Annotated in this window: 13 protein-coding genes; 6 read left to right on the top strand and 7 right to left on the bottom strand. The window is 68.3% G+C overall.

Going from position 1 to position 13,750, the window contains the following annotated elements; genetic code table 11:
- The first annotated feature begins 194 nt into the window (after window positions 1–194).
- Complete coding sequence (locus tag AC27IO_RS03110) at window positions 195–1,319, top strand: ROK family protein (RefSeq protein ID WP_498737234.1); 1,125 nt, start codon at window positions 195–197, stop codon at window positions 1,317–1,319.
- Window positions 1,320–1,532: 213 nt separating this feature from the next.
- On the top strand, window positions 1,533–4,160 hold the full coding sequence (gene alaS, locus AC27IO_RS03105) for an alanine--tRNA ligase (RefSeq protein ID WP_498737232.1): 2,628 nt from the start codon (window positions 1,533–1,535) through the stop codon (window positions 4,158–4,160).
- Window positions 4,161–4,233: 73 nt separating this feature from the next.
- Here alaS and AC27IO_RS03100 read toward each other — a convergent pair whose 3' ends face one another.
- The 5 genes from AC27IO_RS03100 to AC27IO_RS03080 form a co-directional block, all read right to left on the bottom strand.
- A complete protein-coding gene (locus AC27IO_RS03100; RefSeq protein WP_284431204.1) occupies window positions 4,234–5,280 on the bottom strand; it encodes a GGDEF domain-containing protein in 1,047 nt (348 codons plus the stop codon).
- A gap of 27 nt (window positions 5,281–5,307) precedes the next feature.
- A complete protein-coding gene (trmB, locus tag AC27IO_RS03095; protein ID WP_498737229.1) occupies window positions 5,308–6,102 on the bottom strand; it encodes a tRNA (guanosine(46)-N7)-methyltransferase TrmB in 795 nt (264 codons plus the stop codon).
- The gene (gene gluQRS / locus AC27IO_RS03090; RefSeq protein WP_498737227.1) at window positions 6,072–7,055 is read right to left on the bottom strand and encodes a tRNA glutamyl-Q(34) synthetase GluQRS; all 984 of its coding nucleotides are present in this window, start codon (window positions 7,053–7,055) and stop codon (window positions 6,072–6,074) included. Before gluQRS ends, trmB begins: the two co-directional genes overlap by 31 nt.
- Window positions 7,052–8,197 carry an NAD(P)/FAD-dependent oxidoreductase gene (locus tag AC27IO_RS03085; protein WP_498737225.1) on the bottom strand — a complete coding sequence of 382 codons (1,146 nt, stop codon included), beginning with the start codon at window positions 8,195–8,197 and terminating at the stop codon, window positions 7,052–7,054. The genes gluQRS and AC27IO_RS03085 overlap by 4 nt, the downstream gene beginning before the upstream one ends.
- An 88-nt stretch (window positions 8,198–8,285) precedes the next feature.
- Entirely contained in the window at window positions 8,286–9,224 is a 939-nt protein-coding gene (locus AC27IO_RS03080) for a LysR family transcriptional regulator (protein WP_272569350.1), read from the bottom strand.
- A 110-nt stretch (window positions 9,225–9,334) separates the two neighbouring features.
- On the opposite strand from AC27IO_RS03080, the gene AC27IO_RS03075 reads away from it, so the two are divergent.
- The 4 genes from AC27IO_RS03075 (at window position 9,335) to AC27IO_RS03060 (ending at window position 12,016) form a co-directional block, all read left to right on the top strand.
- The gene (locus tag AC27IO_RS03075; RefSeq protein WP_284431200.1) at window positions 9,335–10,036 is read left to right on the top strand and encodes a pirin family protein; all 702 of its coding nucleotides are present in this window, start codon (window positions 9,335–9,337) and stop codon (window positions 10,034–10,036) included.
- 84 nt (window positions 10,037–10,120) lie between these two features.
- The gene (locus AC27IO_RS03070) at window positions 10,121–10,675 is read left to right on the top strand and encodes a flavodoxin family protein (protein ID WP_272569353.1); all 555 of its coding nucleotides are present in this window, start codon (window positions 10,121–10,123) and stop codon (window positions 10,673–10,675) included.
- Window positions 10,676–10,727: 52 nt separating this feature from the next.
- Window positions 10,728–11,135, top strand: a complete 408-nt coding sequence (locus AC27IO_RS03065; RefSeq protein ID WP_498737222.1) for an OsmC family protein — start codon at window positions 10,728–10,730, stop codon at window positions 11,133–11,135.
- On the top strand, window positions 11,132–12,016 hold the full coding sequence (locus tag AC27IO_RS03060) for a pirin family protein (RefSeq protein WP_498737220.1): 885 nt from the start codon (window positions 11,132–11,134) through the stop codon (window positions 12,014–12,016). The genes AC27IO_RS03065 and AC27IO_RS03060 overlap by 4 nt, the downstream gene beginning before the upstream one ends.
- Before the next feature lie 55 nt (window positions 12,017–12,071).
- Here the strand turns inward: AC27IO_RS03060 and AC27IO_RS03055 are convergent, their stop codons facing one another.
- Both AC27IO_RS03055 and AC27IO_RS03050 read right to left on the bottom strand, forming a co-directional pair.
- Window positions 12,072–12,854, bottom strand: coding sequence for a sulfurtransferase (locus tag AC27IO_RS03055; protein WP_498737218.1), 783 nt, complete (start codon window positions 12,852–12,854; stop codon window positions 12,072–12,074).
- A 43-nt stretch (window positions 12,855–12,897) separates the two neighbouring features.
- Window positions 12,898–13,749: a MinD/ParA family protein gene (locus tag AC27IO_RS03050; RefSeq protein WP_272569360.1), complete on the bottom strand. Its 852-nt coding sequence runs from the start codon at window positions 13,747–13,749 to the stop codon at window positions 12,898–12,900.
- Window position 13,750 lies beyond the last annotated feature (1 nt).

Here is a 13,750-nt window from a genome sequence, read left to right as displayed (position 1 = left end):
ATGCCGGCGGATTTCATGCCTGTATTGCTACTAAATTTGTAGCAGATCACGTTTTTGCGACTTGTGGGGCCAGGTGTGCATCGCGGCACTGTCCGACGACAAAGGGCGTCTTGGCTGACGGAGGGCCCGTACCCGGTCGAGCCACCATCGGCGGGTCGCCCGCGCCGCGGGCCCGCATCCGATTCAGGGAACGCATGGCATCCAAAGACAAAGAGAAAGAAAAAGACAAACCCGCCGGTCCGGCCGTGAGCGAGAAGGACATCAAGGCGCAGCGCGATCTGTGCGTGCTGGGACCGCACGGCGACCTGCGCCTGGCCTCGGTCACCATCGACGGCTACAGCCTGGAGCTGCGCGACGGCGATGGCTTTGTGGGCGACAACGCCAGCCGCACCGCCTTCCGCGAAATGCTCGATGCCTGGCGCAAGCTCTATACCGACATGGCCGGCAAGGACCCGCTGGGCAGCAAGCCCACGCGCGAGATCAGCAAGCAGCGCCTGGACGAGCTGCTCGAAAAGGACGGCGCCGCCGCCCGCGCCATCGAGGCTGCCTCGGAGGACTATGCGCTGCAGCTGTCCCACGTGGTGCAGTGCTTTCTCAAGCACAAGACGTGGCGCGGCGTGAAGCGCGTGATCATCGGTGGGGGCTTTCACCAGAGCGAAGTGGGCGAGAGGGCCATCGCCCGGGCCGCCGAAATCCTCAAGAAGGAAAAGACCTCCGTCGAACTGCGTACCCTGCACCACCACGCGGACGAGGGTGGCCTTATCGGCTGGGTGCACCTGGCGCCGCCGGCGCTGCTGCAGAGCTACGACGCCATTCTGGCTGTGGACATCGGCGGCACCAACGTGCGCTGCGGCATCGTGCAGACCCACCTGCACAGCGCGCCCGACATGTCCAAGGCCGAGGTGCTGATCCGCGAGAAGTGGGGCCATGCCGACGACGCCCCCAAACGCGACGAACTGGTCGAAGGCATCGCGGAGATGCTGGAAGACCTCGTGGCCCATGCCGAGAAGGAAAACATCCGCCTCGCGCCCTACGTCGGCGTGGCCTGCCCGGGGCTGGTCTGCGAAGACGGGTCGCTGGCGGGCGGCACGCAGAACCTGCCGGGCAACTGGGAGAGCATCCGTTTTCACCTGCCGCGCGACCTGTGCGAGCGCCTGCCCTACATCGGACAGGGCCGCACGCAGGTCTGCCTGCACAACGATGCGGTGGTGCAGGGCCTGTCGGAGCTGCCATTCACCACCGACGTGAAACACTGGGCCGTGCTCACCGTGGGCACGGGCCTGGGCAACGCCAGCTACACGAACCGCGCGGACGGCTGAGCCGCAGGCCCGCGCCGGGCGGGGCAGGGCGCGGAAGACCCGCAAGACAGGGCAGGGCCGATCTCCGGCGCCTTGGGCGGGCGCCGCGCTGCCCAATAGGGTGGGCCGCCCTCCGGCATGCCCCGAAACCTATAATCGACGTCCCCAGCCCTCGCCGGGACTTCATGGGCCTCACATGCGTTGAGGCACCTCGGCACCCCACCAGATTCCAAGATGAGCCAGCCCACTTCCAGCGTTGCAGACATCCGCAAGACTTTCCTCGACTTCTTCGCGTCGAAGGGCCACACCATCGTTCCGTCAAGCCCGCTCGTGCCGGGCAACGACCCGACGCTGATGTTCACGAACTCGGGCATGGTGCAGTTCAAGGACGTGTTCCTGGGCACCGACAAGCGTCCTTACCAGCGCGCCACCTCCGTCCAGGCCTGCCTGCGTGCGGGCGGCAAGCACAACGACCTGGAGAACGTGGGCTACACGGCGCGCCACCACACGTTCTTCGAAATGCTGGGCAACTGGAGCTTTGGCGACTACTTCAAGCGCGAATCGCTGAAGTGGGCCTGGGAACTGCTCACCGAGGTCTATCAGCTGCCGGCCGAACGCCTGCTCGCCACCGTCTACGAAGAGGACGACGAGGCCTACGACATCTGGACCAAGGAAATCGGCCTGCCGCCCGAGCGCGTGATCCGCATCGGCGACAACAAGGGCGGCCGCTACAAGTCCGACAATTTCTGGATGATGGCCGACACGGGCCCCTGCGGCCCCTGCAGCGAAATCTTCTACGACCACGGCCCCGAGATCCCCGGCGGCCCGCCCGGCAGCCCTGACGAGGACGGAGACCGCTTCATCGAGATCTGGAACAACGTGTTCATGCAGTTCGACATGGCCGAGGACGGCTCCGTCAAGCCACTGCCCGCACCATGCGTGGACACGGGCATGGGCCTGGAGCGCCTGGCCGCCATCCTGCAGCACGTGCACAGCAACTACCAGATCGATCTGTTCGATGCGCTCATCAAGGCCGCAGGCCGCGAGACCCACACGGCCGATCTGTCCAACCCGTCGCTGAAGGTGATCGCCGACCACATCCGCGCGACCTCGTTCCTCATCGTGGACGGTGTGCTGCCGAGCAACGAAGGCCGTGGCTACGTCGAGCGCCGCATCGTGCGCCGCGCCATCCGCCATGGCTACAAGCTGGGCCAGAAGACGCCTTTCTTCCACAAGCTCGTCAAGGACCTGGCCCAGCAGATGGGCGATGCCTACCCCAAGCTGCGCGAGCAGGAGCAGCGCATCACTGACGTGCTCAAGACCGAAGAGGAACGCTTCTTCGAGACGCTGGCCAACGGCATGGAAATTCTGGACGCCGCCCTGGCCGGCGGCGCGAAGGTGCTGCCCGGCGACGTGGCCTTCAAGCTGCATGACACGTACGGCTTTCCGCTCGACCTGTCGGCCGACGTGTGCCGCGAGCGCGGCGTGACCGTGGACGAGGCCGGTTTCGCCGAAGCCATGAACAAGCAAAAGGCCCAGGCCCGCGCGGCCGGCAAGTTCAAGATGGACAAGGCGCTGGAGTACACCGGCGACGTCAACCGCTTCACCGGCTACGAGCAACTGGCCGAGAAGACCGCCAAGATCACTGCCATCTATGTGGACGGCGTCGGCGTGGCCGCGCTGCGCTCGGGGCAGGAGGGCGTCGTGGTGCTCGACACCACGCCGTTCTACGCCGAAAGCGGTGGCCAGGTGGGCGATCAGGGCGTCATCACCAGCGGCTCGGCCCGCTTCGCGGTGGCCGACACGCTCAAGATCAAGGCCGACGTGTTCGGTCACCACGGTAGCCTGGAAGCGGGCACCCTGAACGTGGGCGACACCGTGACGGCCGAGGTGGACACGGCGCTGCGCGCCGCCACCATGCGCAACCACTCCGTCACCCACCTGATGCACAAGGCCCTGCGCGAAGTGCTGGGCAGCCATGTGCAGCAAAAGGGCTCGCTGGTGAACGCCGAGCGCACGCGCTTCGACTTTGCCCACAATGCCCCGGTGACCGATGCGCAGATCCGCGAGATCGAGCGCCGCGTGAACGAGGAAATCCTGGCCAACACCCCCACCGGCGCCCGCGTGATGGACATCGAGTCGGCCCAGAAGACCGGCGCCATGATGCTGTTCGGCGAGAAGTACGGCGAAAGCGTGCGGGTGCTGGACATCGGCACCAGCCGCGAACTGTGTGGCGGCACGCACGTGGCGCGCACCGGCGACATCGGGCTGTTCAAGGTCGTGGCCGAAGGCGGCGTGGCAGCCGGCGTGCGGCGGATCGAGGCCGTCACCGGCAGCAACGCGCTGGCCTATCTGCAGCAACTCGAAGACACCGTGACCCGTGCGGCCAGCGTGCTGAAGGCACCGGTGGCCGAGCTGAACGGCCGCATCGGCCAGACGCTGGACCAGGTGAAGGGGCTGGAGCGTGAAGTGGCCGCACTCAAGGGCAAGCTCGCTTCGGCGCAGGGCGACGAGATGCTCGCCCAGGCGGTGGACATCAAGGGCGTGAAGCTGCTGGCGGCCCAACTGCCCGGCGCGGATGCCAAGACCCTGCGCGACACCATGGACAAGCTCAAGGACAAACTCAAGTCTGCCGTGATCGTGCTGGCGGCCGTCGATGGCGACAAGGTTCAGCTGGCGGCCGGCGTGACCGCCGACAGCGTGGGCAAGGTCAAGGCCGGCGAGCTTGTCAACTTCGTGGCCCAGCAGGTCGGCGGCAAGGGCGGCGGCAAGCCTGACATGGCCATGGCCGGTGGCACCGATGCGTCCGCGGTGCCCGCGGCGCTGGAATCCGTGCAAGGTTGGGTGGGCGAACGCCTCTGATTTTCAGGGCGCCGCAAAAACAAAGGCCCGCATCGCGGGCCTTTGTTGTTTGGCCAGCCGCAGGGCCGGCCGGTCAGAACAGTTCGACGTCGTCGTTGGACACCTTGGTGTGCAGGTGGCCCTGGTCGATCAGCTCGTCGTAGTAGCACACCCGGTTGCGGCCGTTTTCCTTGGCGAAGTAGAGGGCCTGGTCGGCCTGGCCCAGGATTTCGACCGGCGCACCGCGGTCGGTGCACACGAAGCCCAGGCTGACCGTGACCCGGCCCACCTGCGGAAAGTTGTACTCCTGCACCGCCAGGCGGAAGCGGTTGAACACCTTGTGCGCGGTCGACAGCGTGGTCGAGCGCAGCAGCACCACGAACTCCTCGCCCCCGAAACGGAAGATGCGGTCGTGGCTGCGGAAGGATGAGCGCAGGATGTTGGCGATCAGGATCAGCACTTCGTCGCCATACAGGTGGCCGAAGCGGTCGTTGACCTGCTTGAAGTGGTCGATGTCCACCACCGCCAGCCACTGCTGCAGCGGCTCGCTGGTGTCGGCACCGTCTCCGTCCGCGAGCATCTCGTCGGCCGCGATGCGCACGCTGCCGGACACGCCCGCGCGGCGCGCGAACTGCTCGTCGAAGGTCTTGCGGTTGAACAGCCCCGTGAGCGCATCGCGCTCGCTGTAGTCCAGCAGGCTCTGGTAGTTCTGGTAGACGTAGAAGACGCTCTGGATCACGTCCAGCTTGTGCACCGAGAACGGCCGCGACTGCGTCACCTCGATGCAGGCGTGCACCTCGTCGTGCATCCACACCGGCATCCACAGCGTGTGCTCGCCCTTGCGCAGCGAATGCAGCGCGCGCCGCTCCTTCTGCAAGATGCACTCGTGCAGCGCGGCGTATTGGGTGAGGGGCTCGCGGCGGGAATCGGCCGCCGCTTCGGAGTTGGTCGATACCATCTGGCCCTGGTCGCACCAGGTGCGCGGCCGCACGTATGGAATGCCATCGTCCTTGAAGATTTCGAGCGCACGCACCGCCTTGATCGCGGGCAGCTTCTGGAGCGTGGAGAGCACCGACACCTCCAGCCGAAGATGGTCGCGGTGGCCGGTCATTTCGACCAGGTTGTCGAGAATGGGCTTCATGGATGCGTCGATTCTGCAGTCATGCGGTCAACTTCGGCGCACGAACACCACGTCCCATACACCGTGCCCCAGGCGCAGGCCACGGTTTTCGAACTTGGTGAGGGGGCGGTAGTCGGGCTGCGGCGCGTAGCCGTCAGCGGTATTGGCCAATTGGGGCTCGGCCGACAGCACCTCCAGCATCTGTTCGGCGTACGGCTGCCAGTCCGTCGCGCAATGCAGGTAGCCGCCCGGCTTGAGCCGGGCCGCCAGCTTGGCCACCAGCGGCGGCTGGATCAGGCGGCGCTTGTTGTGCTTTTTCTTGTGCCACGGATCGGGAAAGAAGATGTGGATCCCATCCAGCGTGCTAGGCGGCACCATGTGGTCGATCACCTCGACCGCGTCGTGCTGCAGGATGCGGATGTTGGCCAGGCCCTGCTCGCCAATGCGTTTGAGCAGCGCGCCCACGCCGGGCTCGTGCACCTCGCAGCACAGGAAGTTGTCGTGCGGGCGCACGCCGGCAATGTGCGCGGTGGCCTCGCCCATGCCGAATCCGATTTCCAGCACCAGCGGGGCGCTGCGGCCGAACACGGCGGGTGCGTCGATGGGTTGGGGCGCGTAGTCCAGCACGAAGCGGGGGCCCAGCTCTTCGAAGGCCTTGGCCTGGCCGGTGGTGGTGCGGCCTGCGCGGCGCACATAGCTCTTGATGGTCTTGGGATAGGGGACGTCGGCGGGGGCACCGCCGCCCGCGCGCGCAGGGCGCTGCTCGGGGGGATTCGTCGGGCCGGCATCGGCCAGGGGCAATTGCGTTTCTGTCACGGTGAGCGATTGTAGATTCCGGACCATGCCCGCGCCCAGAGCTCCAGCGCATGGCCGACCGGGGTGTCGTTTGGCCGCACCAGCGGCGGCAGGCCCAACTGGTGCGCGGCGGCAGCCAACGCCTTGACGGGTTCGCGCGTGTCCACCGGCGGCGCGCCGTGCTGCTTGGAGAGCTTGGCACCGTCGGGCGCATACACCAGCGGCGTGTGCAGGTAGCGCGGCGTGGTCAGGCCGAGGGCGTGCTGCAGCAGGATCTGTCTCGGCGTGTTGTCGGCGAGGTCTTCCCCGCGCACGACGTGCGTGATGCCCTGGTCGGCATCGTCCACCACCACGGCGAGCTGGTAGGCCCACAGCCCATCGGCGCGGCGCAGCACGAAGTCGCCGACCGTGCCCGCCACGTCCTGCGATTGCACGCCCAGCCGGCGGTCTTCCCATACCACGCCGTCCCGCGCGACCGAAGGCCCCGCATCGCGCTCGCACGGCCCTGAACGGGGCGGTGATTTTTTCTGAATTTCCGATGCGCGGAACCGCCAGGACCGTGCCGGCCGACCCTGCAGCCCCCCGCGGCAGGTGCCGGGGTAGGGCAATTCCACGTGGGGTTGGCGCACATGGCCGAGCCGGGCCTGGGCCTGCTCGATGTCGCTGCGCGAGCAGGCGCAGGGGTAAGCCTGTCCCTGGGCAAGCAGGCGGTCCAGCGCTTGCTGGTATGGCAGGCCACGCTCCGATTGCCGCATCACCGGACCATCCGGCAGCAGGCCGCAATCGGCCAGCTGGGACAGGATGATGGCGTCGGCCCCGGGCGCGCAGCGCGGGGTGTCGACGTCTTCGATACGCACCAGCCATTGCCCGCCGCGCCCCCCGTGCGCCGAGCGCGCGTCCAGCCAACTGGCCAGCGCCGCCACCAGCGAGCCCGCATGCAGCGGGCCTGTGGGCGACGGCGCGAAACGGCCGATGTAGCGGGAGAGGGCGCCCAGCGTCATGCCACCGCGAGGGCGAGTTCCAGTCCCGAGACGAACGCATCTTCCAGGCGATGGCCCAGGCACCAGTCGCCGCACAGGCCGATGCCGGCCTTGGCATCCCACAGGTGCGAGCGGCCCAGCGGCGCGAGCGTTTGCGCATAGCGCCAGCGGCAGACCTCGGCGTGCGCGGGCTCGGCGCGGATGCCGGTCACTTCGGAGAACGCTTTGGTGAGCTTGGCCTGCACCCGGGCTTCTCCGTCCTCCAGGTGCTCCCGCGACCACGCGGGGCTGGCCTGCACGGTCCAGCGCTCCACCGGGCCGCGCCCGGGCTTGGAGGACTCGCGCGCCAGCCAGGCGATGCGGTGGTGGGTGCTGCGCGCCGCGTTCCACTGCGGTCCCAGCGTGGTCAGGCCCGGCCGCACCGCCTGGGGAAACGCCATCATGAGGGTCCAGCAGGGGGCGATGGTGACCTGGGCCAGCGGTGCGTGCAGCGACGGCGCAACGGTCGTGCCCGACGCGGTGCCGGAGGCCTGCAGCAGCGCCAGCGCCGGCACCGAGGGTTGCGCGAGCAGCACCGCGTCGAACCCCGCGTGCACCTGCGCCGCGCCATCGGGCGACTCGGTGCGCAGTTGCCAGCGCTTGCCGTCCATGGGGTCGCGTTCGATGCGGGTCACGCGGCAGCCGGTGAGCAGGCGGCCGGCCTGCGACAGCGGCCGCGACCACGCATCCATCAGCGATTGCATGCCAGGGCTGGCAACCCAGTGCGGCTCACCGGGCGGGGGTGCTGCGGCGGCCACGCGGCCAGCCGCGTCGAGCACGCGCACGGTGTTGGCGCTCCAGGGCCGGCACAGGCCGGGCACGGTTTCCAGGGCCCGTTCGAAGCGCGAGTCGCGCACGGTGAAATACTGCGCGCCGGCATCGAAGCTGCCGAAGGCCGTATCCAGCGTGGTGGTGCGTCCACCGGCATGGGGGGCCTTCTCGAACACCGTGACCTCATGGCCTGCCTGGACCAGCGTGCGGGCGCACACGATGCCCGCCATGCCGGCACCGATGACGGCGAAGCGGCGGGCCTGCGCCGAGGGCGGCGTCTGGGGGGATGGGGTCTCCGTGGAGGGGCTGCGTCGCAGCCGTTGCTTGGATCGTTGGGCAGGTGCTGGGGGCATGGGGCCGAGCCTTTCGGAAGCGAAGTTCAGGAGCAGTGAAACAAGGCCCACTCTACACGCGCCGCCCTTGGCCGCGCGGCTTCGTGCGCTAGAAATGATGATGGTTTTCGAGCAGTGCCTTGCGCGTGGCGGGGCTTTGCAGTTGGGACAGCCACCACTGCAGCGCCCGGCCCGGCGCGCTGTGGCCCGGTCCGCCCCAGGCGTAGTGCAGCTGCACGTTGCGCCGTGCGCGGGCCACCCGGCGTGTCACGAGGCGCCCCGCCTCCAGATAGGGCCGGGCCATGGGCTCTGGGATGAACCCGCCGCCCAGCCCGCGCAGCTGCGCCTGCAGCTTGGCCTGCATGCTGTCCACGGTGAAGACATCCTGCCCCCCGAGCAGGCCCATGGTCACGCTGCCGCGCTGCGCGGAATCGGCCACGGCCACGGCGCGGTGCATGCGCAGCACGGTGTCGGTGATGGGCTCCTGCGCAGCGGCCAGTGGGTGGTGGGGCGCGATGGCGTAGAGAAACTCCACCTCTCCCATCGTCTCCTGCTGCAGGCCGGAGACGGTGGAGGCGTTGACCGCCACGCCGATGGCAAGGTCGGCCCGGCCCGAGGTGAGCATCTCCAGCGTGCCCGACAGGATGCCGGTGCGCAGCTTGAGCCGCGTGGGCGGCTCCATGGCGTAGAACGCCTCGGTCAGCTCCAGCAGCGTGGTGGGCGAGATGATGCCGTCCACGCTGATGGTCAGCTGCGGCTCCCACCCCGTGGCGACGCGGCGAACGCGGTGCGCCACCGCGTCCACTTCTTCGAGCAGCCGAGCGCCTTCGCGTAGCAGTTCGGTACCGGCCTCCGTCGGGCGCGCCTGCCGCGCGCTGCGGTCGAACAGCAGCACGTCGAGGGCGTCCTCGATCTGGCGCACGCGGTAGGTGAGGGCGCTGGGCACCAGCCCCAGCCGACGCGCCGCCGCGGCGAAGCTGCCGGTGTCGGCAATGACCTGCAGCATCGCCAGGCTGTCGGGGGTCAGGGCATCGCGGGCGTTTTGCATGTTGGGTGCGGCTGGGCTTCAAAGATTTTGAATGATGCCTTCAATCCGCTTGGGCTTGCAAGCCGCACCCTGCTCCTAAAGTCGCTGCACCGAATGAACACCTGCTGCCCATGCTGACCGTCCGAAAATCCCAAGACCGGGGCCATGCCGACCATGGCTGGCTGCAGTCGTACCACAGCTTTTCGTTCGCCGGCTACTACGACCCCCGCTACATGGGCTATGGCAGCCTGCGCGTCGTCAACGAAGACCGCATCGCGCCGGGCACCGGCTTCGGCACCCACGGCCACCGCGACATGGAAATCCTGAGCTACGTGCTGTGCGGCGAACTGGCGCACAAGGACAGCCTGGGCAACGTGCGGGGCATTCCCCAGGGCGACGTGCAGCGCATGAGCGCCGGCACCGGCGTGACGCACAGCGAGTTCAATCATGCCCCCGGGCGCTCCACCCATTTCCTGCAGATCTGGTTGGAGCCCGATGCCCGCGGCATCGCCCCCGAATACGAGCAAAAGACCTTCGCCGATGCGGACAAGCGCGGCGTGCTCCGGCTGCTGGCCTCGCCCGATGGCGCGTGCGGCTCGCTCACCGTCCACGCGGATGCCCGCCTGTACGCCGGCCTGTTCGATGGGTCGGAGGCCGCCACGCTGGCGCTACCACCCGGCCGCAAGGGCTACGTGCAACTGGTGCGCGGGGCGCTGCAGGTCAACGGGCTTGACCTGGCGGCCGGCGACGCGGCCTTTGCCGAGCAAGAGCCCCTGCTGGCGTTCGGGCAGGGCACGCAGGCGGAAGTGCTGGTGTTCGACCTGGCGGCCTGAGAATCGGCCGACTTTCGTTTTCTTTTTCTCCCTGTCCCCTCTCTTTTTTCTTTATCCAACCACCCGTTCGAGGAGTTCTTCATCATGGCAAAAATCGCAGTGGTCTTTCATTCTGGCTATGGCCACACCCAGCGCCTGGCCCAGGCCGTGGCCGAAGGCGCGAACGCGCAGCTCGTCGCCATCGATGCCGATGGCAACCTGCCCGAAGGCGGCTGGGACACCCTGCAGGCGGCCGATGGCATCCTGTTCGGCACGCCCACGTACATGGGCGGCCCGAGCTGGCAGTTCAAGAAATTCGCCGATGCCTCCTCCAAGGCCTGGTTCGGCCGCAGCTGGCAGGACAAGGTGTTCGGCGGCTTCACCAACAGCGCCAGCCTGAACGGCGACAAGCAGGGCACGCTGGCCTACCTGCACACCCTGGCGTCGCAGCACGGCGGCATCTGGGTGAGCCTGGGCCTGCTGCCCAGCAACTCCAAGGCCGCCACCCGCAACGACCTGAACAACCTGGGCGGCTCGGTCGGCGTGCTGGCCCAGTCGCCCTCCGACGCCAGCGTGCAGGAGATGCTCCAGGGCGACCTGGACACGGGCCGGTCGTACGGCGCACGCGTGGCGGAGATTGCGCGCCGCCTGCACGGCTGATAGATTGGCCGGCCCATCCCCTCTCGATCCCTCCCCTCACCGGAGCCTTCCCATGACCCTCGAATTGCGGCGCATTGCCGGCGCACCGCTGGCGCAGACCCTGACGGTTCGCGGGCATCGCCTTGTCGTGGACGGCACCGTGGCCGAGGACGGCGATGACGCCGGCCCCAATCCGCACGACCTGTACGACGCCGCGCTCGGCGCGTGCAAGGCGCTCACCGTGCTGTGGTACGCGCGCCGAAAGGGCATGGCGGTGGACGACGTGCGCACGGTGATCGACCGCGACGCGTCGGCCGAGCGCAGCGGCACCTACCGCCTGGCCGCCCGCCTGCAGGTGAGCGGCGATCTCACCGACGCCCAGATCGCGGAGCTGGAAGCCGTGGCCGCCAAGTGCCCGGTGCACAAGCTGATGACCAGCGTCACCACCGAGATCACCACCGCCGTGGAGCGCATGCCATGAGCGGGCCGGCCATCCTGAAGGGGCACGACAAGGACCTGGGCGGCGGATTCACCGTGCGCCGGCTCCTGCCATCGCTGCAGCGGCGCTCCGTCGGGCCCTTCGTCTTCTTCGACCATTTCGGGCCGGTGACCGTGGAGCCGGCGTCCGAATACGACGTGCGGCCCCACCCGCACATCGGCCTGGCCACCGTCACCTACCTGTTCGACGGTGCCATCGTGCACCGGGACAGCCTGGGCTCGCTGCAGCAGATCGAACCCGGTGCCATCAACTGGATGACCGCGGGGCGCGGCATCGTGCATTCCGAGCGGCGGCCCGATGCGCTGCGCGACCGCAGCTACGTGAACCATGGCATCCAGCTGTGGGCGGCGCTGCCAATGGCCAGCGAGGACGACGCACCCAGCTTCGTGCACACGCCGGCCGCCGACATTCCCGAGCTGTCGCACGAGGGCGCCATGGTGCGCGTGCTGATCGGCCGGGCGTTCGGCCATGCCTCGCCCGTGGCGACGCTGTCGCCCACGCTGTACCTCGACGTGCAATTGGCCGCCGGCGGTGCGCTGACCCTGCCGCCCCTGGCGCAGGAAATGGCGATCTATGCGGTGGACGGCGACCTGCTGCTCGACGGCGAGCCGTTCGCGGCACACACGCTGGCCGTGCTGGAGACGGGCGCCGGCGCCGCGCTGCGCGCGCCGGACCGGGCGGTGCGGCTGATGGTGATCGGCGGCGACGCACTGGATGCCCCGCGCCACATCTGGTGGAATTTCGTGTCGAGCCGCAAGGACCGCATCGTGCAGGCTGCCGACGACTGGGACGCCCAGCGCATGGGCCACGTGCCCGGCGAGACCGAATGGATTCCGCTGCCGGAGCGGCGCTTCAAGCCTTGAACTGAAAAATCGGGCCAAAACAGCCCGATGCCCTAGAAAATCATGCCCAGGTAGCTCATATTTTGATAGCGGCGGGCTCTGCGGCTGATTCCGGCTGCGTCGACAGGTCGTTCGCCAGCACCCGGCGCTCGTCGAACACGAAGCAGCCGCCGTGGTAGTGCGCCCCGTCGGTTTCCTCGAAGTACTTGAGGATGCCGCCTTCGAGCTGGTAGACGTTCTCGATGCCTTCCTCGCGCATCAGGATGGCGGCCTTTTCGCAGCGGATGCCGCCCGTGCAGAAGCTCACCACCGTCTTGCCCGCGAACTCGGCCTTGTGCTCGCGCAGCGCCGGCGGAAACTCGGTGAACTTGTCGATGCGCCAGTCGATGGCGTTGTCGAACGTGCCCTGGTCCACCTCGAAGGCATTGCGCGTGTCCAGCGTCACCACCGGCCGGCCCGCGTCGTCGTGCCCCTGCGCCAGCCATCGGCGCAGGGTGGGTGCGTCCACCGCGGGCGCCCGGCCGTTCGACGGGCGGATGGTGGGGTGGTCCATGCGGATGATCTCGCGCTTGACCTTCACCAGCATCTTGCGAAACGGCTGCTTGGCCGACCAGCTTTCCTTGGGGGCCAGGGGTTCGAAGCGTTCGTCCGTCTTCAACGCCTCGATGAAGCCGCGCACCGCCGTCGCCGGCCCGGCCAGGAACAGGTTGATGCCTTCTTCGGCCAGCAGGATGGTGCCCTTGAGGTGGGCCGCCTCGGCCCGCGCGTGCAGCACGTCGCGCAGCTCGGCCGCGTCCGGCAAGGGCACGAACAGGTAGCAGGAGATATTGAGAACGTCGTTCACGGTGGACTCGGGCATGGCAGGCGGGCCGGACGGCCAACGGCGTGGCCCCGGCGTTCGGCTAACTGGCGGGGGTGAGCAGCGCGGTGTCGATCTTGTTGGCCAGCTGGGCAATGGCCAGCGCCGCGGGGCAGCCGGGCATCTGCATCAGCAGCAGCTGGCGCCGCATGACGGCATCGCGCACTGACGTGTCGGCCGGGATGTCGCCCATGTGCAGCAAGCGCATGGAGCGGCCCGATTCGGTGCTCACGAAGCGGTCCAGCACCTGCTGCAACTGGCTTGTGATGGCGCGGCCGTCGCCGGGGCGCGCGGCCTGGTTGACCACCATGCGCACGTGCTGGCGCTTTTGCTGCGTGGCCAGCACCTTGATCGCGGCGTAGGCGTCGGTGAGGGAAGTGGGCTCGGGCGTGGCGACGATCAGCACCTCGGACGCGAGCGACACCGAGAACAGCACCACGTCGGAGATGCCGGCGCCGGTGTCCAGCAGGATCACGTCGAAGCGCGGTGCCAGCGTCTGGATCACGTTCAAAAATTCGCTGCGCACTTCGGGGGTGAGGCGCGAGTACTCGACCATGCCGGAGCCGGCCAGCACGACCGAAAAGCCGCCGGGCGCGTCGATCACGGCATCGTCCAGGTCGGCCTTGCCGGTGAACACGTCGTGCAGCGTCACCTTGGGGTGCAGGTTCAGCACCACGTCGAGGTTGGCCAGGCCCAGGTCGGCATCGAGCACGAGCACACGGTGGCCACGGCGGGTGAGGGCGGCCGCCAGGTTGGCGGAAACGAAAGTCTTGCCCACGCCGCCCTTGCCGCTCGTGATGGCGATGATGCGGGCGCCAGGCGGCGGGCTAGCGGTGCGCGCAGGCATGTTGGGGCCGGCGGGTGTGGTGGGTTGCGGGGACAGCGCGTCGGTCATC

The organism is Acidovorax sp. KNOB132, assembly GCF_057541515.1.
Note: the sequence above shows the minus strand (reverse complement) of the source record. Positions and strands in the feature narration are given on the sequence as shown.

Excerpts from the sequence above, each read along its gene's own strand:
- AC27IO_RS03110 (WP_498737234.1), top strand. The coding sequence starts at position 195 with ATGGCATCCAAAGACAAAGAGAAAGAAAAAGACAAACCCGCCGGTCCG.
- alaS (WP_498737232.1), top strand. The coding sequence starts at position 1,533 with ATGAGCCAGCCCACTTCCAGCGTTGCAGACATCCGCAAGACTTTCCTC.
- AC27IO_RS03100 (WP_284431204.1), bottom strand. The coding sequence starts at position 5,280 with ATGAAGCCCATTCTCGACAACCTGGTCGAAATGACCGGCCACCGCGAC.
- trmB (WP_498737229.1), bottom strand. The coding sequence starts at position 6,102 with ATGGTCCGGAATCTACAATCGCTCACCGTGACAGAAACGCAATTGCCC.
- gluQRS (WP_498737227.1), bottom strand. The coding sequence starts at position 7,055 with ATGACGCTGGGCGCCCTCTCCCGCTACATCGGCCGTTTCGCGCCGTCG.
- AC27IO_RS03085 (WP_498737225.1), bottom strand. The coding sequence starts at position 8,197 with ATGCCCCCAGCACCTGCCCAACGATCCAAGCAACGGCTGCGACGCAGC.
- AC27IO_RS03080 (WP_272569350.1), bottom strand. The coding sequence starts at position 9,224 with ATGCAAAACGCCCGCGATGCCCTGACCCCCGACAGCCTGGCGATGCTG.
- AC27IO_RS03075 (WP_284431200.1), top strand. The coding sequence starts at position 9,335 with ATGCTGACCGTCCGAAAATCCCAAGACCGGGGCCATGCCGACCATGGC.
- AC27IO_RS03070 (WP_272569353.1), top strand. The coding sequence starts at position 10,121 with ATGGCAAAAATCGCAGTGGTCTTTCATTCTGGCTATGGCCACACCCAG.
- AC27IO_RS03065 (WP_498737222.1), top strand. The coding sequence starts at position 10,728 with ATGACCCTCGAATTGCGGCGCATTGCCGGCGCACCGCTGGCGCAGACC.
- AC27IO_RS03060 (WP_498737220.1), top strand. The coding sequence starts at position 11,132 with ATGAGCGGGCCGGCCATCCTGAAGGGGCACGACAAGGACCTGGGCGGC.
- AC27IO_RS03055 (WP_498737218.1), bottom strand. The coding sequence starts at position 12,854 with ATGCCCGAGTCCACCGTGAACGACGTTCTCAATATCTCCTGCTACCTG.
- AC27IO_RS03050 (WP_272569360.1), bottom strand. The coding sequence starts at position 13,749 with ATGACCGACGCGCTGTCCCCGCAACCCACCACACCCGCCGGCCCCAAC.